Raw genomic sequence first — 22,560 nt, 5'->3', positions numbered from 1 at the left:
TTTTCTCCTGTTAATAACACTTATAAAATATTTTGAGTTACTTCTGCTAGTATTTGTTCTGTTATCTTAAACCGCTTATTTCAAAACCGTATATAAATTGTTCCCACGTACTAATAGCAATGCAAAAAAAATGTTAACCGAATATTTTGCGGAGCTAAAAATAGAACAAAACTAAAGTATTAATTATTCTTAAATTTTTCATTATTGCTAAATTTTATTTACATATTTTCATTATACCAAAAAACACGGATCATCACCGTGTTTCTGTGTTTATTTCACGAGTTTCTTCATCTCATCAATACGTGCTACGGTCGCGTCGTACTTAGCTTGGTAGTCGGCTTGTTTGTCGCGTTCTTTTTGGACGACTTCTGGTTTGGCATTGACTACGAAGCGTTCGTTAGAGAGTTTTTTGCCGACCATATCCAGTTCTTTTTGCCATTTAGCGAGTTCTTTGTCGAGGCGAGCCAGTTCTTCTTCGACATTGAGGAGGTCTGCCAGTGGCAGGTAGATTTCTGCTCCTGTGATGACGCTTGACATAGCGAGTTCAGGTGCAGGGATAGTTGATGCGATTTCCAAGTGTTCTGGATTTGTGAAGCGTTTGATGTAGTTGACATTGCTGTTAAAGAAGGCTTCCAGGTCGCTATCGCTTGTCTTAACAAGGATGGTGATAGGTTTGCTTGGTGCTACGTTTACTTCCGCACGCGCATTACGAACGGCACGGATCAAGTCTTTGAGGCTTTCTACACCTGTGTGAGCAGCAAGATCTTCAAAGGCTGGGTTGACAGTTGGGTATTCTGCTGTCACGATAGAGCCTTCTGAGATTTGTCCAAAGATTTCCTCTGTCACGAATGGCATAATTGGGTGAAGGAGACGAAGAATCTTGTCCAAAGTGTAAAGGAGAACAGAGCGTGTGATAACCTTCTCTTCTTCGTTGTCGCTATAAAGGACTTCCTTAGTCAACTCAACGTACCAGTCCGCAAATTCATCCCAGATGAAGTTGTAGAGGATGTGTCCAGCCACACCAAATTCAAACTTATCAAAGTTGGCAGTAGCTTTTCCGATAGTTTCATTGAGGTTGTGGAGAATCCAGCGGTCAGTGACATTTCCAGCTTCCTTATTAACAACTTTTTCGACATTGGCAGTTGCTTGCTCAAGGGTCAAGCCTTCATTGTTCATGAGGATGTAGCGAGAGATGTTCCAAATCTTGTTAATGAAGTTCCATGAAGCATCCATTTTCTCGTAAGAGAAGCGCACGTCTTGGCCTGGCGCAGAACCGTTTGAAAGGAACCAACGAAGGGCATCAGCACCGTATTTCTCGATAACATCCATTGGGTCAATCCCGTTACCAAGAGATTTCGACATCTTACGTCCTTGCTCGTCACGAATGAGACCGTGAATAAGCACGTTTTGGAATGGCTGACGACCAGTGAATTCCAAAGATTGGAAGATCATACGAGACACCCAGAAGAAGATGATGTCGTAACCTGTAACCAAGGTTGAAGTTGGGAAGTAACGTTTGAAGTCTTCTGAGTCGACATCAGGCCAGCCCATAGTTGAGAATGGCCAGAGGGCAGAACTGAACCACGTATCCAAGACATCTTCGTCCTGAGTCCATCCGTCGCCTTCTGGAGCTTCTTCGCCGACGTACATTTCACCCTCAGCATTGTACCAAGCAGGGATTTGGTGCCCCCACCAGAGCTGACGAGAGATAACCCAGTCGTGGACATTTTCCATCCATTGGAGGAAGGTATCGTTGAAACGTGGCGGGTAGAATTCTACCTTGTCTTCTGTATCTTGGTTAGCAATAGCATTTTTGGCCAATTGATCCATCTTGACGAACCACTGAGTAGACAAGCGTGGTTCAACCACAACACCTGTACGCTCTGAGTGACCAACGCTGTGGACACGTTTTTCGATTTTGACAAGGGCACTGATTTCTTCCAGCTTAGCAACGACTGCCTTACGAGCTTCAAAACGGTCCATGCCTGCAAATTCGAAGGCTAAGTCATTCATAGTACCGTCGTCGTTCATGACGTTGACTTGTGGCAAGTTGTGACGTTGACCCACCAAGAAGTCATTTGGATCGTGAGCAGGTGTGATTTTCACGACACCTGTACCAAACTCAGGATCAGCATGCTCATCCCCAACGATTGGGATTAATTTATTAGCGATTGGAAGGATGACGTTTTTACCAATCAAATCCTTGTAGCGTGGGTCTTCTGGATTGACCGCAACCGCAACGTCCCCAAACATAGTCTCAGGACGAGTTGTGGCAACTTCAAGGGCGCGTGAGCCGTCTTCCAGCATATAATTCATGTGGTAGAAGGCACCTTCAACGTCCTTGTGGATAACCTCGATATCAGAAAGAGCTGTGCGCGCTACTGGGTCCCAGTTGATGATAAACTCACCACGGTAGATCCAGCCTTTCTTGTAAAGGTCCACAAAGACCTTGCGAACGGCTTTTGACAAACCTTCGTCAAGGGTGAAACGCTCGCGAGAGTAGTCTACAGAGAGCCCCATCTTGCCCCATTGTTCCTTGATGGTCGTCGCATATTCGTCTTTCCATTCCCAGACTTTCTCGAGGAATTTTTCACGACCCAAGTCGTAACGCGTAATGCCCTCCCCACGCAAGCGCTCCTCAACCTTAGCCTGAGTGGCAATCCCCGCGTGGTCCATCCCTGGAAGCCAAAGAGTATCAAAACCTTGCATACGTTTTTGACGGATGATAATATCCTGCAAAGTCGTATCCCAAGCGTGACCAAGGTGAAGTTTACCAGTTACGTTTGGTGGTGGAATAACGATAGAATAAGGCTTAGCCTTTTGATCGCCTGAAGGCTTGAAAACATCCGCATCAAGCCATTTTTGGTAACGACCAGCCTCAACCTCGGCTGGATTGTATTTAGGTGAAAGTTCTTTAGACATGTGTTTGTCCTTTCTCTATTGTATTCATTTTATTTTGAATTTGCTTAGCAGCTTCTTCTGCAGACAAATTCGTATTATTTATTTTAAAGTAATGGTGCAACTCATTCTGTTGATGTTGGGAATTTAATTGAAGTGTTTCAGCGGTCTCTAAAATTTCTCTTTCAGATACCTCAATATGTCGTTTTAAGGGTTTGTGCTTTAATCGATTCTCCGTTCGATTTCGACGTAAGCGCTCTTCAAGACTTGTTTCCAACTCAACAAAAAGAATCTCTTGATGATAATCATCCAACAAATTCTGAATTTGCTTCAAATACATCAACTGGTACTGATTTGAAAAATCAATTACGTCTGTTAAAATTACTGATCGCTGATTTCTTGCACTTGCTCCAAGGAAAGAAAAAGTGATTCCACGAACAAATTCCCACATTTCCTCGGTATAATCCTGATAGATTTCTAGTGCAAAATCGATGGCTTGATGGTTATAAAAGAGGGTAGAATCCGTCAGTCGAGATAGTTCTTGACCAATGGTCATTTTTCCTGAGGCCGGAGCACCAATGATGAAAACATGCATCAAATTACCTCCCACTCACTCCTCAGCAAGCCATATATCAGACTGTCACAGCGCTTTCCTTGAACATCTTTACGGTCTCGGATACGAGCTTCGAGGGTAAATCCAAGTTTTTCTGCGACTCGTTTACTTTGGAGATTGTAACCAAAGCAAGTCAGCTCAATCTTATGAAGACCTAGTTCTCGAAAAGCTAGATCAATCAATGCACGAGCTGCTTCTGGCACATAACCACGACCCCAATAGTCTGGATGCAAGGTATAGCCGAGCTCAAGAACATCATCTCCGTGACGGTGATTGAAGTCAACAGAACCAATGACTTTATCGGTTCCTTTAACGACGATCCCATAGCCAGCTGGGAGATTTTCCTTTTGATTGCGTTCTGGAATGATATGCTCTAGATAGTAAACCTCATCTTCAAAGGTTTTGACTGGAGGAAAGCCTGCTGGATAGGAGACCTCTGGGAGACTAGCGTAGGTATGGATATCCTCAGCATCTGCCACTGTACGAACTCGTAGGACGAGTCGTTCGGTTTCTAATCGTTCTGGTAATTCAGCTCTTGACATCCTTCATCCTCGCTTTCTTGATGAAGCTCCCCATAGGGTCAACACGGTTATCTAAATAGCGATAAACGCGCTGGTGACCGTCCCCCATAAAGTAAGTCGGCGAAAAACGGTCATTTTTAAAATGTCCCTTATCATCCAAAAGTTCTAGATCAGCAAGTCGCTCGATAATCTTGGCAAAGATATGACAGATTCCATCTTCCTCGATAATCCGATCTACCTGACAGTCCAATACGACTGGACAGGCCTCTAAAATCGGTGCCTGAGTCCATTCAGAAATCTCGTAGTCTAGCCCCAGGTGTTTCAATTTCTCTCGATGACTGATAAAACCAGCCTGCTCCATCTCGATCATGAGATTTTCATCAGGAATATTCACAGTAAACTTCTGGTAATGCTTGATTTGCTCAGCCGCATTTTCCTCAACTCCGACACCGATGACTAGCCAATCTCCCAAGCTATAAGAGGAGCTACAAGTCGTAATATTGTGTCTAAAATTCTGATCCTGATATCCCAAAATAAAGATAGGAAAGCCATAGTAGAGTTTACTTGTTTTAAAAGATTGCTTCATAACAACCTCCTTTTACTAAGACGCAAAAGAAAATCCCTGCCATCTACATGACAGGGACGAATGTGTTTATCCGCGGTACCACCCAATTTCGGGCCAAGCCCGCCACTCTCGTCTTTAAAACAAAAAGACACTTTTATTTCAATTTTTCATCCATTAGCAACTAGTTTTGACACATTTGTGGACTTCTCAGCACCGCCACTTTCTGTAAAATGTGGGATTCAAAACACCTCTAATGGCTCTATTGTAGCAAGATTTTAACGGAAATGCAAGGCACAAGAAAAATTACTTGAACTTGATACCATTTTCCTTCAATTTCTTGATTGTAGCTGGGCCGATTCCTTTCAAGGCAAGGAGTTCTTTTTCAGTCCAGTTTTTAAAATCTGACGCAGACTTGATACCTTCATCATAGAAAGTTTTGGCACGGTCAAGTGGAAGTCCACCCAAGTTTGCTGCAAAATCTTCTACAGAATTGGCTACTTTTTGAGCTTGCTCTTTGGTAGCTTCTACTGCTTGTTCAACTTTTTTAGAAACAGCCTTACCAGCTTGGCTTGCTGACTGTTCTACACGTTTCACGACTTTTTTTGTCTCTTCTACAACCTTAGTAACAGTACTTGAAAAGGCACCTGCGCGACGGAGGCTATTTCGTAATTGTTTTTTACGATTGAGTTTCTTTGACATGATAAAATCCTTTCAATAAAAAACCCCTGCTCTGACAAGGATTTAATATAAATATTCTATCAAGATTTTAGTAAAAAATCAAGAATCTATCTCGTTTAATAATTCCGCTCACCAAACAATCCCTCTGGTAAATCATGGAATCCCTTACCTGCTTTGAAGTTTTCAAACTTACCAAGCAAGAACTGATAAGCATCCAAGCGGCTTTCGTAGCGAATCATGGCATCTTTGGCACGCTCGTCTTGGTCCTCTTCGTAGACTTTTTGGCTTTCCTTATGCGCCATGTCGTTGATCATGATTTGGGTATTGACCCAAGCTTCAAATTCCTTCATAAATTCTTGTTCGTAACTCATTTTTTCTCCTTATTCTAATCCACGGAAATAGTCCGTGTCAATCTCACGGTAGGGCTGGATATCCTGAACATACTCCAGCACACCTTGGAATTCTCCCTCTTCATCGTGCACTGCTGCGTAGGTGATGTGAACAAACTTACCTCGCGACTCAGACTTGAACCACATTTCATACTTGTCTTTGCTTCCCTCACGAAGCCCCTTCATGATGGTCTTGACCTTGTCCAAGTACTTAGGTGGATGACAGAGTTCAACATTGCGCCCAACTTGGGACGGCGTCCGTTTGAAAATCATCTCATCAGCTGGCGTATTGTCATTGTAATATTGGAAAATATCGTCTTTATTGACAAAGGTAATCTCCATAGGGAGGTGATTGAGGATGAGATTGGCCTGCTCGACCGAGAGATATCCATTCCCAAAAGCCTGTTGACTATGGCGGTCCAGCAATGCTTCCTTTTCCTTAGGGGTAAAGGTAATGGTAAACTGTCCTTCTGGCGTATCTATAACTTGTTGAACTTGGCCTTCTGTCGTATCTAGTTGTACAGGCTCCTCTGCACTCTTTTCCTCAACAAAACTCTGGCGTTCTGGAACCCATTTCTCAGACGGACGGATGATGGCATAGCCATAGGTATCGCTCTCCTCTGCAATCTGAAGCCAGTCATCCTGAGTAAAGGACTCAAGGAGAATCATGAGAAGGATAGACTCTTCCTTGAAAATCATACTTTCAAACTCTGTCGCAAAGACTTCAAAAGCTTCCTTTACGCTTCTAATTGACACTTCTGGTAGTGACTTGGCTGTCGCTAAAGCTGTTTGAAAGAGTTCCCTAATCTGGTCATCCACTCCCCACATCACTTTTGGAGGCGAATCGTGACCATAGCGCTCCATGATAGGAAAGAAAAGTTCTTCTTTACGTTGGTAATGAATATCAAATTGACCTACAAGTCCCATCTGACGCACAAAACCCTTACGCATCTCCGCCAGCATTTCTTCATCTTCCATGGACTCATAGGTATCTAACAATCTCCGAATGCGAATCAAGGCCGCACGGAGGGCCAGATTTTCTTCCTTAAAGACCCGAACTGGGTGACCAGGGTGTTCGGTATCTGCTACTTCTACACCTTTGATAGCATTTTTAAAAAGATTGGCATGGACATCACAGAGTTCCATAACATCTTCAAAGGTGACACCTGAGTCTGAGTTCATCAGCTCATGCTCCATGAGGGAAATCTCGATGGCTGAGACACCCGCAAAGGTCGCATCAAAACGCTCCTGAACCGACTCAGGAGAGGCACCATTGTGCAATTCTAACAAAATATCCCGCAGGACATGAATCCGTTCATCTGCCATTAGTCTAACCCAATCACTTCGTAGCCGTTTGCTTCCAGCGTGCGGACAATCTTGTCCATAGGGGTTCCTTCAAGCTTAGAACCCTGTTTGAGCGATACTTTACGACCAACGGTGTTGCGCATCAAAGGATTGGCAAGTGGTTTAAAACCCAGCTCGACTAGAATTTCTAAGACTTCTGGATGCTTGTCCACCACTTCTGCAACAGGAATTGACACATCGATGATATTATCCATGACGACCTCCATTGTATGTTCTAAAATGATTTTACTGCTTATATTATACCATATGGAAAGAGATTAAAAAACTAGCAGTAGAGTTCCTGCTAGTTCTCTGAGATTTGGATTACCATCTAAATAAGTTTAAAGAGCCAATCCAATATTTTAAATAATAGCTTGTAAAACAGCAATTGGACTGCAAAAGAGATGATCATCCAAAAAAATTTCAAAATCCCAAAAATTGGTTTGATAAAAATAATGGCAAGCAGTCCCCAGAAAAATTTCATTTTTTATCCTCTGGCTTGATGAGCCACCGAGCCGTATCCATTAACTTGTCTGCAATAAAAAGTTTACCTAGACCGACAACAACATTGTCATCTTTCTTTATCGTTTTCATTACTTTTACACCTTGTACGGTCAAAAAGTAATTCCCATAAGTTTTAGCTAGAGTTTTTATGAGTCCCATATTATCTTCCCTCGTTTAACTACACTTTCAAAATATTAACGACATCAGCATTGCTGGCTATTGCTGAAAAATTGTTTTATCTCACTCTTTCATTTCCAATAATATCATACAAGCTAAATTTTATAAAGCTTTTTAATAATGTTTAACTCTGGAAAGATTCCGCCAGCATGTTTTATTGCCTTTTCCCCCACCAAAAAAGAGGGTTACCCCTCCTTCTTAGTTCTTATCCAGATTGCGTAGCATCTCGTCAATCTTGTTTCCATACTCGATGGACTCGTCTTTGACGAAGGTCAAATCTGGGATTTTGTACAATTTCAAATTGCGACCAAGTTCACGTTTGATGGTACCAGTTGCTTTTTCAAGCCCGATTTGAGCTTTTTGATTATCTGAAGCAAGGTTACTCAAAATGGTGTAGTAAACCTTGGCGACAGACAAGTCACCCAGCATCTGAACATCTGTGATGGTCACACCTTGGACACGCGGATCACGGACTTTCTTTTGCAAAATCTCATTGACTTCACGCTTGATTTCCATGCCCACACGGTCCGTACGGAAATGATTTGCCATGATATTCCTTTCTCTACTTTGAACCAAAAGCTAGGCCAGCAGACCTAGCTATTTTTAAACTTCTTGATTTTTAATTCAAATTGAAACGAAGTTCAATTTAAAATCATCTACTTCTTTCGCCGTGGTGAAAGTGATGGAACTGATTGATCAGTCCCATCACAGGGGATTTTTGAGACTCTAGGCTCAAAAATAAGCAATGAAACCATCGGTTTGCTTGCGTCCCTCACCACCTAAGAAAGGAGCAAAAAATCTTATCGCTTGATTTCTTCCATGACATAAGCCTCAATCACATCATCCATCTTGATATCATTGTAGCCATCAATCATCAATCCACCTTCACGACCGTTTGTAACTTCTTTAACGTCGTCTTTGTAGTGTTTCAAGCTTGCGAGTTCGCCATCATAGATAACGACACCATCACGGATAACACGGACTTTAGAGTCACGGGTAACCTTACCGTTGATAACCATGAAGCCACCGATAGTTCCCACTTTAGACACCTTGAAGGTTTCACGAATAACTGCTTCACCAATAACTTTTTCTTCGAATTCTGGGTCAAGCATCCCTTTCATAGCTTCTTCCATCTCTTCGATAACCTTGTAGATAATACTGTGGAGACGGATTTCTACATCGTCAGCTTCTGCTTGTTGACGAGCTTGTGGTGTAGGGCGTACGTTGAAACCAACGATAAAGGCATTTGAAGCTTCGGCAAGGGTCACGTCAGATTCATTGATTGCACCGACTGCTGAGTGGACGATGGTAACTTTAACACCTTCCACATCGATCTTCTGAAGTGAGGCAGAAAGGGCTTCAACAGAACCTTGTACATCGGCCTTGATGATAACATTAACTGATTTGAGTTCACCAGCTTTAAGGGTATCAAAGAGGTTTTCAAGACTGACACGTTGGGTAGCTTGACGTTGTTTCATGAGGGCACGTTTGGCACGCTCTTCACCAGCTGCACGCGCAGATTTTTCATCCTCGTAAACAGCAAAGTGGTCACCCGCCATCGGTGCTTCGTTCAAACCTGTGATTGAAACTGGTGTTGATGGCCCTGCAACCTTAACACGACGACCAAGGTCATTGGTCATAGCACGGACACGACCGAAGGTATTTCCGACAACGATTGGGTCTTGAACATTCAAGGTACCTTGTTGAACAAGTAGGGTTGCGACCGCACCTTTTCCTTTATCCAAGCGAGCTTCGATAACTGTACCGATCGCGCGCACTGTTGGGTCTGCCTTGAGTTCTTGGATTTCAGCTACAAGAAGGACTGTTTCCAACAATTCTTCGATATTTTGGTTGAATTTAGCTGAGATTTCAACAAATTCAGAATCTCCACCCCAAGCAGTTGACATAACACCATGCTCTGCCAATTCACCGATAACGCGTTCTGGGTTAGCACCTGGTTTATCAATCTTGTTAATAGCTACGATGATTGGAACGTTGGCCGCTTTTGAGTGGTTAATGGCTTCGATAGTCTGAGGCATAACCCCGTCATCTGCCGCTACGACCAAGATAGTAATATCGGTAACAGATGCACCACGCGCACGCATAGATGTAAAGGCCGCGTGTCCTGGTGTATCAAGGAAGGTAATCTTCTTACCATTTTCCACGATTTGGTAGGCACCGATATGCTGAGTGATACCACCTGCTTCACCTGTCGCAACACGAGAGTTACGGAGGGTATCTAGGAGTGTTGTTTTACCGTGGTCAACGTGTCCCATGATGGTTACAACTGGTGGGCGCTCAACTAATTCATCTTCATTGAGATAACCATCTTCGACAAAGAAACGTTCGATGTCGGCATTATCCACTTCAACCTTTTGTTTGGCTTCGATACCATAATCCACCATGAGGAGTTCAATTGTTTCCCCATCCAAGGATTGGTTTTGTGTGGCCATGACACCCATCATGAAAAGTTTCTTAACGATTTCAGCTGGTTCACGTTTGATACGTTTTGCGATTTCCGCAACGGTCATACCATCTGTATATTCAAATTCTGTTGGCAATTCATGGAATTTACGCTCTGTAACAGGTTTTGGAGTCTGATTACGATTGTTCTTGTTATTGCCTTTTTTATTCTTTTTGTTGTTATTCCAGTTACTATTCTTTTGATTTCTCACTTGATTTTGACTACTTCGATTCTTTTGTTGTTTTCTAGGACCATCTTCTTCGTGATCATAATCGTCACGTTCTTTGTCTGGTCGAGCTTGTTTTTTACGACGTGTATCCACTGGCGCTTCTTTAGCTACAGGAGCTGGTTCAACCACTGCTTGAACTTGTTGCGCTTGTTCAGCTAACTTAGCCACTTCTTCAAAGATTTCCTCTGGCTCCTTGCGTTTGTTTGCTTGGGCCAAGGCTTCTTTGGCAGCCTGAGTCTGCTTGAAACGTTCCTCACTTGAACGGGCATATTCTGCATTTTGCTCTGCTTTTAGGGCTGCTGCACGGGCTTTAAAGTCAATACGTGGAGCCGCTTGATGTGGACGTTTGTCCTCTTGTTGACGACGCTCATTTCCACGATTTTGCTGACCTTGCTGTTTCTTAGCTTGGTCATTAAAGCGACGATTATCGCGGTTACCTTGACCTTGTTTTCCACCATTACGGCCGTCGTTTTTCTGACGGTTCCCGTTTTGTTGTTGGTCACGGTTATTGCCCTTATTTTGCTTGCGTCGTTCTGCCTGCTCTTTGGCACGAGCTTCACGCTCAGCCTTGAAATTACGGCTTTGCGGTTTAGCTACTACTTTTTCTGTTTTAGGAGCGACTGGCTCAGCAGGTTTTGCCTCTTCCTTAGCTACAGCTGGTTTAGCTGGCTCAGATTTTTCGGCTTTCTTTTCTGCACTTGCTTTTGGTGCTGCAGGTTTTGCTTCTGCTTTCGGAGCAGCTGCAGGCTTAAAGCTGGCAGCGATTTTTGCAGCGACAGCTTCTTCCACACTTGATGAGTGGCTTTTCACATCTAAGCCCAACTCTTTTGCACGCGCTACAACTTCTTTACTTTCTTTTCCAAGTTCTTTTGCGATTTCGTACAATCTTTTCTTAGACAAATCATGTCCTCCTCTTCTATTCCATAAGAGACCTCATTTTCTTTGTAAATCCAGCATCTGTTACAGCCAAAACCTTTCTCGATTTCCCGACTGCTATGCTTAATTCCAGTGTTGAAAACACGGTTACAATTTCTACTTGATAATAGTGACTTTTATCTTGAATCTTCTTGGTCAGATTGGGGCCAGCATCATGGGCTAGAAAGACCATCTTGGCCTTGCCATCTTGAATGGCCTTGACCACCAATTCCTCACCCGATATGATACGCCCTGCTCGCTGAGCAAGTCCCAAGAGATTACTTATCTTTTGCTTATTCAAGTCCTAACTCTCTTCTTTTCACTTTGTGATCCACATAAGCGATCAACTCATCATAAAAGCTTTCTTCCACTTCCATGTCAAAGCTACGGTTAAAGACCTTCTTCTTTTTAGCCTCTAGGGCTTCTTTATTGTCTAGCTTGATATAAGCGCCGCGGCCGTTGGCCTTGCCTGTTGGATCGATAAAGACTTGTCCTTCCTTATTCTTGACAATGCGGAGCAAATCACGCTTATCAATCACTTCATTGGACACAACAGACTTGCGCAAAGGGATTTTTCTCGTTTTCATCTTTCCCTCCTCTAGCAGCTTTTATTCTTCTACAGTATCGTTTTCTGCTTCCAAATCTACCGAACCAGCTTCTTCCATGGCTTCAAATTCGCTAGCAGACTTGATATCGATACGGTAACCAGTCAAGTGAGCTGCCAAGCGAACGTTTTGCCCACGACGACCGATAGCAAGAGAAAGCTTGTTATCTGGAACAACCACCAAGGCACGTTTGCTGTCGTTTTCATCAAAGATAACTTGGTCAACTTCGGCAGGAGCGATGGCATTGTAGATAAATTCAGCTGGATCTGCTACCCACTCGATAACGTCGATGTTTTCTTCGATTGGCACCATACGGTCGCTCTTGGCATCGTAACGTGCTGGGTGGAACTTGCTAGTAATCTTCTTGATATTCGCTCCGCCACGTCCAACGATTGTACCGATAGCGTCTACGTTTGGATTATGGCTACGAACGGCAACCTTAGTACGGTCACCAGCTTCACGAGCTACGCTCATGATTTCAACAGTTCCATCATAAACTTCTGGAATTTCTTGCTCCATCAAGCGTTTGATCATTTCTGGATGGCTACGGCTAACAAAGACGTTGACACCACGAGGGTTGTCTTCAACCTTGTAGACATACACTTCGATACGATCATGAGAAGCAAAAACTTCACCAGGAATTTGGTCTTGTTTTGACAATTGGGCTTCGATGCTGCCGAGATTGACATAGATAAAGCGGTTGTCAAAGCGTTCTACTGTACCAGACATGATTTCTTGCTCATGTTCTTTGTAAGTATTGTAAGTGATGGCACGTGTTTGCTTGCGCATTTTTTCCATGATGGTTTGTTTGGCAGATTGAGCTGCTACACGACCAAACTCAGCAGGTGCTTCTTCAAACTTGATTTTGTCACCAAGTTCATAGGCTGAATTAATGGCAAGAGCGTCTTTCAAGCTGATTTCCAAACGGCTATCAAATACTTCATCAACAACTTCACGGACAGTATAAACTGTAAAGTCACCTGTTTTTTCGTTAAAGTCAATAGCTACGCTGTCTGATTGACCATAGCGTCTGCGATAAGCGGAACGAAGCGACTCTACTACTGCGTCGATGATATCTTCTTTTTTGATTCCCTTGTCTTCTTCCAAAATGCGGAAGGCCTCTAGCATTTCTTTACTCATGTTTTCTTCACTTTTGAATCCTCAAAAGCTATCCTTTCTTTTTCTATAATTTAACTGCTAAACGTGCTTTTGATACTAAACTGTATGGAATTTGGACGGTTTTCTTACGCGTCTTGTCCATATATTCCATGGTCAACTCGTCCTCTTCAAAGGCCAACAGAGTTCCTTCAAAGACTTTTTGCTTATCGATGGCTTGGTAGAGCCCGACATGGATGTATTTCCCAACCGCTCCAGCTACGGCATCCTTGGTTTTCAAAGGACGTTCCAAGCCTGGACTGGTGATTTCTAGGAAATATTGTTCTGGGAAGGGATCTGGCTTGATGGTGTCTAGGACAGGACTGATCATTTCTGTCAAGTCTGCCGTGTCGTTCAAGGTAATTCCTTCAGGTTTATCTACAAAAATACTGAGAATCATGTCACTGCCAATCTTTCCATACTCGATATCCACGAGTTCGAAAGGCGCTTCTATGACAGGTTCTACAACTTCTCTGACTAATTCTACGATTGTTGCGATTGCGTCCACCTCCTCATAAGCAAGAGGCGAAGATATTTCCCCGCCTCTCTTTCTCATATTCTTGCTATAAGTATAACACAAATCAAGCTAACCTGCAAGGATTTGACCTTGAAGCTTTTTGTCTGGGCTTACAAGACTTACTGCGCCGCTCCTAATAATCCTAAGTCGTATTTCCAAGTTAAAACACGTCTCACAGACTCATCAATACGCTCTTCTGTCAACTCTCCAGAGGAAATTTTCTTTAATAGATAAGGGATCTGGGTTTGATAGGAAGACCCTAGAATCAGGTCATTTCCAGCTACAATCACTTGAAAAGCAGCTTCTTCCTGACTGACAAAATCAGCTAATCCTGCCATATCAAAATCATCCGTCATAATGACACCTTTGAAATGCAGTTCCTTACGAAGAAGGTCAGTGATTTTCGGTGAGATAGATGATGGTACTGTGTCAATTTTAGATAGGATATTGTGAGAGACTAAGACACTATCTGCCCCTGCATCTATCCCAGCTTGAAAGGGAAGAAAATCGGCTTGTCTTAATTCATCCAGAGAACGATTATCTTGGATAATGGCAGTATGACTGTCTCCATTATCGCCATATCCTGGAAAATGTTTCAAGGTTGACCCAACCTTACTCTTTTTAAGTTCTTCTACGACCTGCTGAACATAGCTTGCAGTTGTTGGGGCATCTTGTCCAATCGTTCGATCATAAATGAAGGCTGACTGATTTCTTGCAAGATCCGCAACCGGGAAGAGTCCAGCATTGATGCCAACAGATTTTAGCAGCTCTGCCTTTTGCTTGGTATCAGAAAGCACTGCCTCCATTCCCCCTTGCTGATAAAGTGCCATAGGAGATTGAAAGGGAGTTTCTAAAATCGAACTGATACGAGTCACTGTCCCCCCTTCTTCATCTGAACCAATCAATAAAGGAATCTTTGCAGCATCTTGATAGCCCGTTGTCAAAGCCTTCATATCCTCTATAGTTCGTCCCTCGAAATCTCTTCCAAATAAGATATAACCAGACAAATGATAGGATTGAAGATCTTCTATCTGATGATTAGAAGGAACTCTGGCCCAAAATAATTGTCCCACTTTCTCATCCAAGGTCATCGTGGCCAATCTGTCTTCGATAACCTTATTTTCCTCTCCTTCACTGGTTTCAATAATTGTTTCAGTTTTTTCTGCCTGCACCTCTACTTGTCTATGTTGTTGATAATCAGAAAAAATCAAACCAACTATCACAAGGAAAAAGAAAAGATAGAATACAAGAGGATTTATACTATTTCTCATAACCTTTTCATTATACCACTTATCTGACCGCAAATACACTCTTAGCAAAAACCAACCGTTTTAATACTAAACTAAAAGGATCTAATTCTGTGCAATACAGAACTAAATCCTTGATATATATGATTCGTTTTACTTTTGAATGCGAAACAGTTTTTGACATCTCTTTAGATTAAAACTGAGCCTCAACTCGGTAGATAACTTGACCCTTATTGGAGAATTTTTGCTCGTATTCTGTCATGACATTGCCTTCAAAATCACTGGCATGTAAATCAAGCCAGACACCATTGAGTTTCATGCCATACTGAGAAAAACTCACTAGGCTATACTCAAACAAGCCACGGTTATCCGTCTTAAAATGAATTTCTCCATTTTCAGGCAAGATACGTTTGAAGGTATCCAAGAAGGTCTTGTAGGTCAAACGACGCTTTTCATGGCGTTTTTTAGGCCATGGATCTGAAAAGTTCAGATACAAGCGATCAATCTCTCCATCTTCAAAATAGTCGGTCAAGTCAGAACCATCTACCCACAAGAGCTTGATATTAGGCACTCCAACTTCAAGCACCTTGTCCAAAGCGTAGCTCAAAACAGACTTTTGAATATCAATCCCGATATAGTTGATGTCAGGGTTTTGCTTGGCCATACCTGAAACAAAGGCACCCTTTCCACTTCCAACTTCCACATGAATGGGATTGTCATTGCCAAACAAGTCCCGCCATTTCCCCTTGGCTTCCAAGGGATTGAGGACCACATACTGGGGATTTTCCTCTAGTAATTCTGTCGCCCCTTTACGATTTCTAACTCTCATCTTCTCTTTCCATACTTGTCTCGGAAGTGACGCAGGCCATGAATCTCCCGATTGACATTTTCTAAATCTTGGTTCATATAATACTTGGAAATCTGGCTCAAATAAGACAATTGACCGTACCAATACAATTTATTTAATACCGTCTGATTGTACTTGTAACCATAGTAGGTTAACCATTCCTTCCACTGATGTTCTGGAATATAATGGCAGAGCATATGGGCCACATCAAACATGCGGTCGGTCAAGCGAACCGAATCCCAATCTACCAAATAAATCAAGCCACTATCTGTCTCAATCCAATTACTATGTCGTACATCTCCATGGACAATGGTCGCATAGTCCTCTCTAAATCCTGGAATAGTCTGACGTAAATCAGCCATCACTTCACTGATAAAATGATTTTTACGCAAAGCATCTGGAGCCGTTTCCTGCCAAGACTGTAGTAAATCTACAGGTGTTTCCATGGCATAGCCCAAACGACTCAACTGTGTCATCAACGGACGTGAGCGATGAAGGCGGGTTAAAATATTGACGATTTGTTTACGATTCATATCATAGGGGGTCAATATCTTGCCTGTCAACCATTCTTGAGCACACATATCACGCCCATCTGCCAAACGGCGACTCCATAATAATTGTGGAGCAATTTGTTCTCTAGCTAGACCAGGTAGGATTGGAGAGGTGTTCATTTTTACAAAGATGCGCTTCCCATCAGGATAGCTACCCATATAAGCCTTGCCACTCTTCCCAGGTATGGGAGTCAGTGTTAGCTCATTATCACCCAAATCCATTTCTTTCCTCCGTATAAAGTTTCCTTACTATTCTACTAGTTTTTGGCCTATTCGTCAACCGCTCTAACCCGATTCTCAAAGAAAAGCCTCTGGAGTCGTTTGGGTTATCATTATAGAAAGAAAAAGGTAAGCACAATCTCCTACTTACCTTTTCATAATTTTTATAAATAATATAGGAGTGGCCAACTGTTGTAAAACATATGGACTAGAGTAGAAACCCATAAGTTTTGGCTCTTTTTATAAGCAAAGCCCAGCAACAAGCCCCCAAGTAGATAAAAAATAAACGAAGGCACATTAGAAGGTCCATGCATGAAAGAAAAGAGAGAGGAAGTCAGTACAAGCCCTAACCAAGAATTGTCAAAAACGGCACCTTGAAGAAGTCCTCTGAAAATGAGTTCCTCCTGGATGGGGCCAAAAACTGTAGCACTAACAATAAAGGAAAGCGAAAGTCCTTTACTAGCTTCCTCAAGATGTTGAACCGAAGCACCAGAAACAACTGAGAAAAAAGCATGATAGCTAATACTTACCAGCACAGTGAGAAGAAAGATTCCAATGAACAGCAAGAGTTGTTTCCTGCTTAACATCCCAAAAGAAATCATATCAAACCATTTGGCATAGCCAAAACTAAGGAGAAGCAAGAGACTCTTTACAGCAATGAATGTGTACTGGTGTTGAAAATAATCTCCTTGATTAATGGAATAACCCGCTGCACCAACGATTGCAAATACTAAAAATCCCAAAAACAAGGCATGACATTTATTGAAAATGGCCATAAAACTATCCTCCTCAACAAACAGACTTCCCTACACGTCATCCTTTAGCTCTAACCTTTCCAAAACAAACCATTTGAGTAACCAAAATCCGACCACATAAACACCCCCTAAGAAGATAGCCATTAAAGATAGCATGGGATTTAGGAAATAAAAGACCACCACAGATACAAAGGTTAGCACAAAAACATTAAAGGCAATGGTGTCAGAAGCCAAGTCTAGAATATAGGGTGTCAACCAGTCTAAGGTTTTTGAATCTAGGAAAAATAAGTGTTTATACATGATGACCTCCTCTTGTCAAGCTCTACTACTGTAAGATTAAGAAGACAGTTTGTTCTTTTTAAGGCTAACCTGACTACTAGATAATAGATACATTAAGGCATTAAAGACAATGAAAATATGTCCATAGAATAAAATCAACCTCACATCCAAACCAAGATAAAGTTTGACCATCAAAAAGATAAGCAAAAGAATTTGAAACCATACCGTTTTTCCGAAAATAAATTTAAAGCGGTTTTGAATGTCTACTTCCTTGATTTTTACTACCACCCCTTTATTAGCAAGAAGGAAAACGCCTGCTTCAAACAAGCCACCCAATCGACACATTAGAGATTTGTAAAAATGTTCCTAAAAGAATATTCAACATACTACTCAAAAAAATAACAAGAAATAATCTGTATTTCATATTAAATACCTCCATTCATTTATTTCACGAACGATTTAATAGAAGCTTCTAATCCAGAAGAGGAAGGCAAACTACTTTTTATAATACTTCAAGCCCCAAATGAGCAAAAGCATGATAAGCAAGCAGAGAACAGCACCAATATAGGCGATTAGTTGTTGGTAAGATTCTCCTGCTGTGACACCTCGATACAAACAAATAATAGACATAAAGCCTGTCAAGCCGATGAACATGAGTTGATTGGTTCTAGGACTAACCAAATCATCATCTTCAAACTCTCTTATTCTCATTTCCCTAGTGAGGTAAACAGTAACCAAAATAGAAGCCAAGTTAATAACTACTAAAAGAAATTGGAGGACTAAGGAAAAATTTAAAAACTGACGAGATAGAAATAGATAAGTGGAGACAAGTAAGGGCAACTGACCTAGGAACAATCTCGCAAGGAAGATGTTCCGTTTTTTAGCAAGAAAAGTTTTCATTTCTTTGCTCCTTTCATATATTATTAGACGAAGAACTACACAAACTCACCGGTTCAAAACCTAAGTAGCCAGAAAAAAGAGACAGGTGACAGTAGCATTCATCAAACCATGTACGACTACACAGGAATATAGATTTCTCCGCTTTATATAGAGAATTCCTAATACAATTCCTGACACTAGATGTTGAGAGAGCATTTCTCCGTCATGAGCAAATCCAAAAAGAACAGCCGAAAGGATAATAGCAACTATGGGAGAATATTTTTCTAAACTTCCTAAAATGATTCCTCTAAAGAGTATCTCCTCCAAAAGAGGTTGAGTGAAAGTAGTTGACAACCAGAATAGAACTATGTACAAGAAACCACTTGTTTCCAAATGTTGAAAAAAGCTTAAAGAACTTGTATTATCATGGACTTTTCCAAGAACGGTCGTGAAAAATATAAAACCAACTACTAAAACCAGATTAGCCAGATAAGCAAGAACAATCCATTTCAATTCTACCCATTTGATTGGCAAGCAATCTAAAGTAGTCTCATCACCCCAGCTCTTAATAAGATATACAAGAATGGTTAAGCATATAAAGAAAGATAGAAAGAAGACACCAACACTGAACACATCTCCTATCACTCCGTCATAAAATTGTCTCACAACAGTTAATGGTACAACTTGAATAGCAAAAGTAAGTAAAAAACAAGTAATTATTTTTTTAAAGATAGAAATCGTTTTTTTCATAGTTTGTTCTTTTTTCAACTCCTTAACAAGATATTTTTTCTAATTTACTACTTCCACGAACGAAGCCACCGCTTCCTTAACTTGTGATTTATCATACTTCCTGCTTCAACCTTTACACTGCTAGTATAGCACTCGTTTTATTCTTGGATTACTCAAATCATAAATGGTCATCAAAACATCTTGAATTGTTAAAAAATTTAAAAAGCAAGCATGAAAAACATACTTGCCCTGGGGGAACTTAACAATGTGAAAATACAAAATAGAAAACTACTCACCCTCACTTCCGTATGTTCTCATATATTCTCATAATCGCAACAAGGATAGCAGCTGTCCCACTTGCCAAAGCGATAAGGGTAATGATAATGTTGAGGATTTCAGGCGTACTCCCTATTCTGTTGATAAGACGGAGTAGGGATATAACTGTCAACTGAATCAGGAGTATTGATTCTACTCTTACCATTGAAGTAAGTCTGTTTTCAACTGCATATAAAAAGGCTGGTAGCAAAACACAGACTATAGCAATCACAAACAGGTTGCTCCCTGTTTCTTCTCCCTTGTTCACCACCGAAATCATGAGAAGATTCGATGCTATAATCAACGTAGAACAGATGATAAAAAAGGATTTCTTATTCATATAGAACACCTCATATACTATAGTATTTTAATCGATGACTGCAGGCAGTACTTCTTTCCACAAGTCTTCTAATCATCAACCGACATCGAGTGAATCGTTAAAACCTGACGAAAGACTTGATTTTGACAGGTGGTATTTAGACTGGTATTAGGATGGCTTTCCACAATTTTCATGACGGTATAGAGACCAACTCCTCTCTCCTCCCCTTTAGAACTTGCTCCAAAGGAGAAGATTTCAGAAATATCGATGCCCTCTTCTTTGATGGAATTTTCGATGATAAAGGTCTCCTGTGCCCCATTTTTTAAAAAGGCGATTGAAACATGAGGTTGACAGGCTTCTACACTGGCTTCAATAGCATTGTCACAAAGGATAGACACAATGGTTAGAAAATCAAGCAAGCTCATCCCCTCTACCTGAATCTCCTCAGGAACTTCGACATTAAAGACAATCTTCTTATCTCTGGCTTTTAGAAATTTCCCTGCTAGAAGACTTTTGAGGGCACGGTCTCGAACATTCACCAATCTGCCCAGGTCATATTTATTGTCCTGCAATTTTTCACTAGAATCCTTTAAGACCGAGTCATAGACCTCTTTTATCTGCTCCATATCCTCCTCTTCAATGCCCAGACGTAAGCTGGTCAAGAGGTTGGTGTAGTCATGGCGAAAACTCCGGACTTCCTTGTAAAGTTCCTCTATATGCCGACTATAGCGTTCCATATCTCTGTAGCGCAGGGCCTGCTCTTGGTCCAATCTCTCATGGAGTTTTTCCTTCAAATAGGAATCCAATTTCTTAATAATTCCCATAAAAAAGAGCAAGTAAAAGACTAGGATGAGATGGCGAACAGTCTTTGATTGGATATCGTATGCATATTCAAAGTAAGACAGATTTTCCATGACTAGAAAGTAAGCCCCCATTATCCAGTTAATCTTAGTCAGGGACTGTTGAAAACCTTTATCGAGAAACTCCTTTCTCAATCTAGTAAAATCATAGTCCAACCATTTCAAAAAGACTAATACTATGAAGCAAACGAATAGCATAATCAACAAAAAGAGAGGATTTCCATCTCCATCTACAATCCCTTGCCCCAAAAACGGAAACACAAAATAGGAAACACTTCTGTAAAAGAGATCCATCAATACAATTGGAAAGAGACCATAAAAGAAAAGGAGTTTTTTAGGAAGCCCTCTTAACAGTAAGAAAGATAGACATATACCGAACAAAGGTTCTATAAAATAGGACAAATATTCACTTACATCCAAAAATTGAAAAGTCGCAAAAATGGCCCCTAGAAGAAATTTCAAAAGAAAAGCTTTAAAAATCCTCTCAAAAGTGAGACCAATTCCATCTACCTTAAAGAAAATGACAATTTCTAGTCCATTAATAACAAGAAAATACAACAATATCCAAGCAATGTTCATAAACTCTCCTAGCTCAGTGTAAGTCATTGATAGCCTCAGACACTTCCCTGACCTTATAACGCGCTATCATACAACTTCCACCATTGGGAAAGTAAAGAAGTTTTTCTTTCTTATCCAAACGCACCACATTGGCAGGATTAATCAGAAAAGAGCGATGGCACTGCAAGAGACGAGGTTCCTGCTTGAAAACCTCCTCTAAACTCGCCGTAAATTCCAACCTGTCTGTCTTGGTATAGAGAATAACACGATGGGCTCTGGGCGATGTTTCGAGATAATAAACCTCTTTAAACGGATACTGGAATTGAGCAAATTTTGATTTAAAGTAAAAGCAATCTTCCGCCAGACTTTTACTGTCTTGACTATTGGCATAGAGGAGAGCTGTCTCGATACGAGATTCAAACTCCTCTGCTGACAAGGTCTTATCAATGTAGTCCAAAGCTGACACTTGGTAGCGAAAGGACAGAGGCATAAACTCCGAGTGAGTCGTCACAAAGACAATCAAGGCATACGGATCCCAATCCCGAATCTTTCTAGCCACCTCTAGACCTTTCATCTCCTCATTTCGAATCTCAATATCCAAAAAGAATAGCTGATGCGCCCCCTTCTCATGCACCTCTGCCAGCAGTTGGTCTGGCTTGCCAAAGACCTCAAAAGAGCTGTGAATGATATGATGTTCTTTCAAAAGTTTCTTAATCGTCGTTTCAATTCTAGTCTGTTGGGAAAAATCATCTTCTAAAACAAATATTCTCATCTTTTTACTCCCCTTGTTTCGATTTCTTCCTAAAAAGAGAATAGCAAAAATACTCTGATACAAGCCCACCAAATCCTAAACAGGCCTTCAAAGCTCCTGAAGGGTATCTTGTTCCTCAGATAAGTATGATAATCTTACAACTATTTTATCATAAAATCTTAACAGTACCATTCAGGAAATTTCAAGAACAATTAAAGATTTGAAGGCTAAAAAGGAGATAAAAGTGATAGACTGACAGTATCAAAACACAGTTGCTAGAAACAAGACTAGCACCCAGATTAACGGAGGAATTCTCATGACAGATACAAATCCCATCAAAACAGCTCAGACTTTGATTGCTGACTTAAACAAAGCCTACCAAGCATGCAAACAGGCAACAGCAGACGATGTCCGCTTTCAAGAACAACTAAACTCTATTCTTGGCTTTCTAGCCAAGGCTGAGACAGTGGATAATCGAGTCTTGATTGAACTGGAAAAATTTTACCAGACTTCCAGTCTTCTCATGGGACTCAGCGCCCTCAATCCAGATGCTCCTACTCGCGCCGCTTGGCGGGCCTATGACCGTTTTCACTTTGACCAAGTCAAGACCAAGTTAAGTCTCTACGGTCCAACCATTCTCTTGTAAAAAATAAAAGAAGCTGAGCTAGACTGAACTC

At 41.3% G+C, this 22,560-nt stretch carries 25 protein-coding genes and 1 pseudogene; 1 reads left to right on the top strand and 25 read right to left on the bottom strand.

Annotated features, from left to right (window positions below):
* Nucleotides 1-270: 270 nt before the first annotated feature.
* From TZ91_RS00780 to TZ91_RS00650, 25 genes and pseudogenes are all read right to left on the bottom strand, one after another.
* Nucleotides 271-2,922, bottom strand: coding sequence for a valine--tRNA ligase (locus tag TZ91_RS00780; protein WP_045596917.1), 2,652 nt, complete (start codon nucleotides 2,920-2,922; stop codon nucleotides 271-273).
* A complete protein-coding gene (locus tag TZ91_RS00775; protein WP_033687370.1) occupies nucleotides 2,915-3,493 on the bottom strand; it encodes an AAA family ATPase in 579 nt (192 codons plus the stop codon). The genes TZ91_RS00780 and TZ91_RS00775 overlap by 8 nt, the downstream gene beginning before the upstream one ends.
* On the bottom strand, nucleotides 3,493-4,053 hold the full coding sequence (locus TZ91_RS00770) for a GNAT family N-acetyltransferase (RefSeq protein WP_033687369.1): 561 nt from the start codon (nucleotides 4,051-4,053) through the stop codon (nucleotides 3,493-3,495). Before TZ91_RS00770 ends, TZ91_RS00775 begins: the two co-directional genes overlap by 1 nt.
* A complete protein-coding gene (locus tag TZ91_RS00765) occupies nucleotides 4,040-4,618 on the bottom strand; it encodes a flavin reductase family protein (RefSeq protein WP_033687367.1) in 579 nt (192 codons plus the stop codon). The genes TZ91_RS00770 and TZ91_RS00765 overlap by 14 nt, the downstream gene beginning before the upstream one ends.
* A gap of 282 nt (nucleotides 4,619-4,900) precedes the next feature.
* Complete coding sequence (locus tag TZ91_RS00760; RefSeq protein ID WP_033687366.1) at nucleotides 4,901-5,296, bottom strand: helicase; 396 nt, start codon at nucleotides 5,294-5,296, stop codon at nucleotides 4,901-4,903.
* A gap of 95 nt (nucleotides 5,297-5,391) precedes the next feature.
* Entirely contained in the window at nucleotides 5,392-5,646 is a 255-nt protein-coding gene (locus tag TZ91_RS00755) for a DUF1912 family protein (RefSeq protein ID WP_000119707.1), read from the bottom strand.
* Nucleotides 5,647-5,655: 9 nt separating this feature from the next.
* On the bottom strand, nucleotides 5,656-6,990 hold the full coding sequence (locus TZ91_RS00750) for a DUF438 domain-containing protein (RefSeq protein WP_033687364.1): 1,335 nt from the start codon (nucleotides 6,988-6,990) through the stop codon (nucleotides 5,656-5,658).
* Nucleotides 6,990-7,223: a DUF1858 domain-containing protein gene (locus tag TZ91_RS00745; protein WP_000368739.1), complete on the bottom strand. Its 234-nt coding sequence runs from the start codon at nucleotides 7,221-7,223 to the stop codon at nucleotides 6,990-6,992. The genes TZ91_RS00750 and TZ91_RS00745 overlap by 1 nt, the downstream gene beginning before the upstream one ends.
* A 265-nt stretch (nucleotides 7,224-7,488) precedes the next feature.
* Nucleotides 7,489-7,671 (bottom strand): hypothetical protein, encoded by a 183-nt coding sequence (locus TZ91_RS00735; RefSeq protein ID WP_033687361.1) that lies wholly within the window; start codon nucleotides 7,669-7,671, stop codon nucleotides 7,489-7,491.
* Between the two features lie 216 nt (nucleotides 7,672-7,887).
* Nucleotides 7,888-8,238: a 30S ribosome-binding factor RbfA gene (gene rbfA, locus TZ91_RS00730; protein ID WP_001273601.1), complete on the bottom strand. Its 351-nt coding sequence runs from the start codon at nucleotides 8,236-8,238 to the stop codon at nucleotides 7,888-7,890.
* Between the two features lie 251 nt (nucleotides 8,239-8,489).
* The gene (gene infB / locus TZ91_RS00725; protein WP_033687360.1) at nucleotides 8,490-11,282 is read right to left on the bottom strand and encodes a translation initiation factor IF-2; all 2,793 of its coding nucleotides are present in this window, start codon (nucleotides 11,280-11,282) and stop codon (nucleotides 8,490-8,492) included.
* 16 nt (nucleotides 11,283-11,298) lie between these two features.
* Complete coding sequence (locus TZ91_RS00720; RefSeq protein ID WP_001041392.1) at nucleotides 11,299-11,598, bottom strand: YlxQ-related RNA-binding protein; 300 nt, start codon at nucleotides 11,596-11,598, stop codon at nucleotides 11,299-11,301.
* Nucleotides 11,591-11,884 carry an RNase P modulator RnpM gene (gene rnpM, locus TZ91_RS00715; RefSeq protein ID WP_000857567.1) on the bottom strand — a complete coding sequence of 98 codons (294 nt, stop codon included), beginning with the start codon at nucleotides 11,882-11,884 and terminating at the stop codon, nucleotides 11,591-11,593. Before rnpM ends, TZ91_RS00720 begins: the two co-directional genes overlap by 8 nt.
* A 21-nt stretch (nucleotides 11,885-11,905) precedes the next feature.
* A complete protein-coding gene (nusA, locus tag TZ91_RS00710) occupies nucleotides 11,906-13,042 on the bottom strand; it encodes a transcription termination factor NusA (RefSeq protein WP_000032285.1) in 1,137 nt (378 codons plus the stop codon).
* A gap of 43 nt (nucleotides 13,043-13,085) precedes the next feature.
* A complete protein-coding gene (gene rimP, locus TZ91_RS00705; protein WP_001808916.1) occupies nucleotides 13,086-13,565 on the bottom strand; it encodes a ribosome maturation factor RimP in 480 nt (159 codons plus the stop codon).
* Nucleotides 13,566-13,693: 128 nt separating this feature from the next.
* Nucleotides 13,694-14,845 carry a glycoside hydrolase family 3 protein gene (locus TZ91_RS00700; protein WP_033687359.1) on the bottom strand — a complete coding sequence of 384 codons (1,152 nt, stop codon included), beginning with the start codon at nucleotides 14,843-14,845 and terminating at the stop codon, nucleotides 13,694-13,696.
* A 169-nt stretch (nucleotides 14,846-15,014) separates the two neighbouring features.
* A complete protein-coding gene (trmB, locus tag TZ91_RS00695; protein ID WP_033687358.1) occupies nucleotides 15,015-15,650 on the bottom strand; it encodes a tRNA (guanosine(46)-N7)-methyltransferase TrmB in 636 nt (211 codons plus the stop codon).
* Entirely contained in the window at nucleotides 15,647-16,441 is a 795-nt protein-coding gene (gene ccrZ, locus TZ91_RS00690) for a cell cycle regulator CcrZ (protein ID WP_000363005.1), read from the bottom strand. Before ccrZ ends, trmB begins: the two co-directional genes overlap by 4 nt.
* Nucleotides 16,442-16,602: 161 nt before the next feature.
* Entirely contained in the window at nucleotides 16,603-17,214 is a 612-nt protein-coding gene (locus TZ91_RS00685) for a CPBP family intramembrane glutamic endopeptidase (protein ID WP_033687357.1), read from the bottom strand.
* A gap of 30 nt (nucleotides 17,215-17,244) precedes the next feature.
* Nucleotides 17,245-17,493, bottom strand: a complete 249-nt coding sequence (blpZ, locus tag TZ91_RS00680; protein WP_033687356.1) for an immunity protein BlpZ — start codon at nucleotides 17,491-17,493, stop codon at nucleotides 17,245-17,247.
* 36 nt (nucleotides 17,494-17,529) lie between these two features.
* Nucleotides 17,530-17,896 (bottom strand): annotated as a pseudogene (locus TZ91_RS00675) (immunity protein).
* 71 nt (nucleotides 17,897-17,967) lie between these two features.
* A complete protein-coding gene (locus tag TZ91_RS00670; protein WP_033687355.1) occupies nucleotides 17,968-18,372 on the bottom strand; it encodes a hypothetical protein in 405 nt (134 codons plus the stop codon).
* Nucleotides 18,373-18,432: 60 nt separating this feature from the next.
* Nucleotides 18,433-19,101 carry a CPBP family intramembrane glutamic endopeptidase gene (locus TZ91_RS00665; RefSeq protein WP_033687354.1) on the bottom strand — a complete coding sequence of 223 codons (669 nt, stop codon included), beginning with the start codon at nucleotides 19,099-19,101 and terminating at the stop codon, nucleotides 18,433-18,435.
* A 702-nt stretch (nucleotides 19,102-19,803) separates the two neighbouring features.
* On the bottom strand, nucleotides 19,804-21,153 hold the full coding sequence (locus TZ91_RS00655; RefSeq protein ID WP_045596914.1) for a sensor histidine kinase: 1,350 nt from the start codon (nucleotides 21,151-21,153) through the stop codon (nucleotides 19,804-19,806).
* 13 nt (nucleotides 21,154-21,166) lie between these two features.
* The gene (locus tag TZ91_RS00650; protein WP_033687351.1) at nucleotides 21,167-21,904 is read right to left on the bottom strand and encodes a response regulator transcription factor; all 738 of its coding nucleotides are present in this window, start codon (nucleotides 21,902-21,904) and stop codon (nucleotides 21,167-21,169) included.
* Between the two features lie 295 nt (nucleotides 21,905-22,199).
* On the opposite strand from TZ91_RS00650, the gene TZ91_RS00645 reads away from it, so the two are divergent.
* Nucleotides 22,200-22,529 carry a hypothetical protein gene (locus TZ91_RS00645; protein WP_033687350.1) on the top strand — a complete coding sequence of 110 codons (330 nt, stop codon included), beginning with the start codon at nucleotides 22,200-22,202 and terminating at the stop codon, nucleotides 22,527-22,529.
* Nucleotides 22,530-22,560 lie beyond the last annotated feature (31 nt).

This window comes from Streptococcus mitis, assembly GCF_000960025.1.
GTDB classification, from domain to species: Bacteria; Bacillota; Bacilli; order Lactobacillales; family Streptococcaceae; genus Streptococcus; species Streptococcus mitis_DH.
The sequence above is the reverse complement of the archived record's forward strand: the minus strand, read 5'-3'. Positions and strand labels throughout refer to the sequence as shown.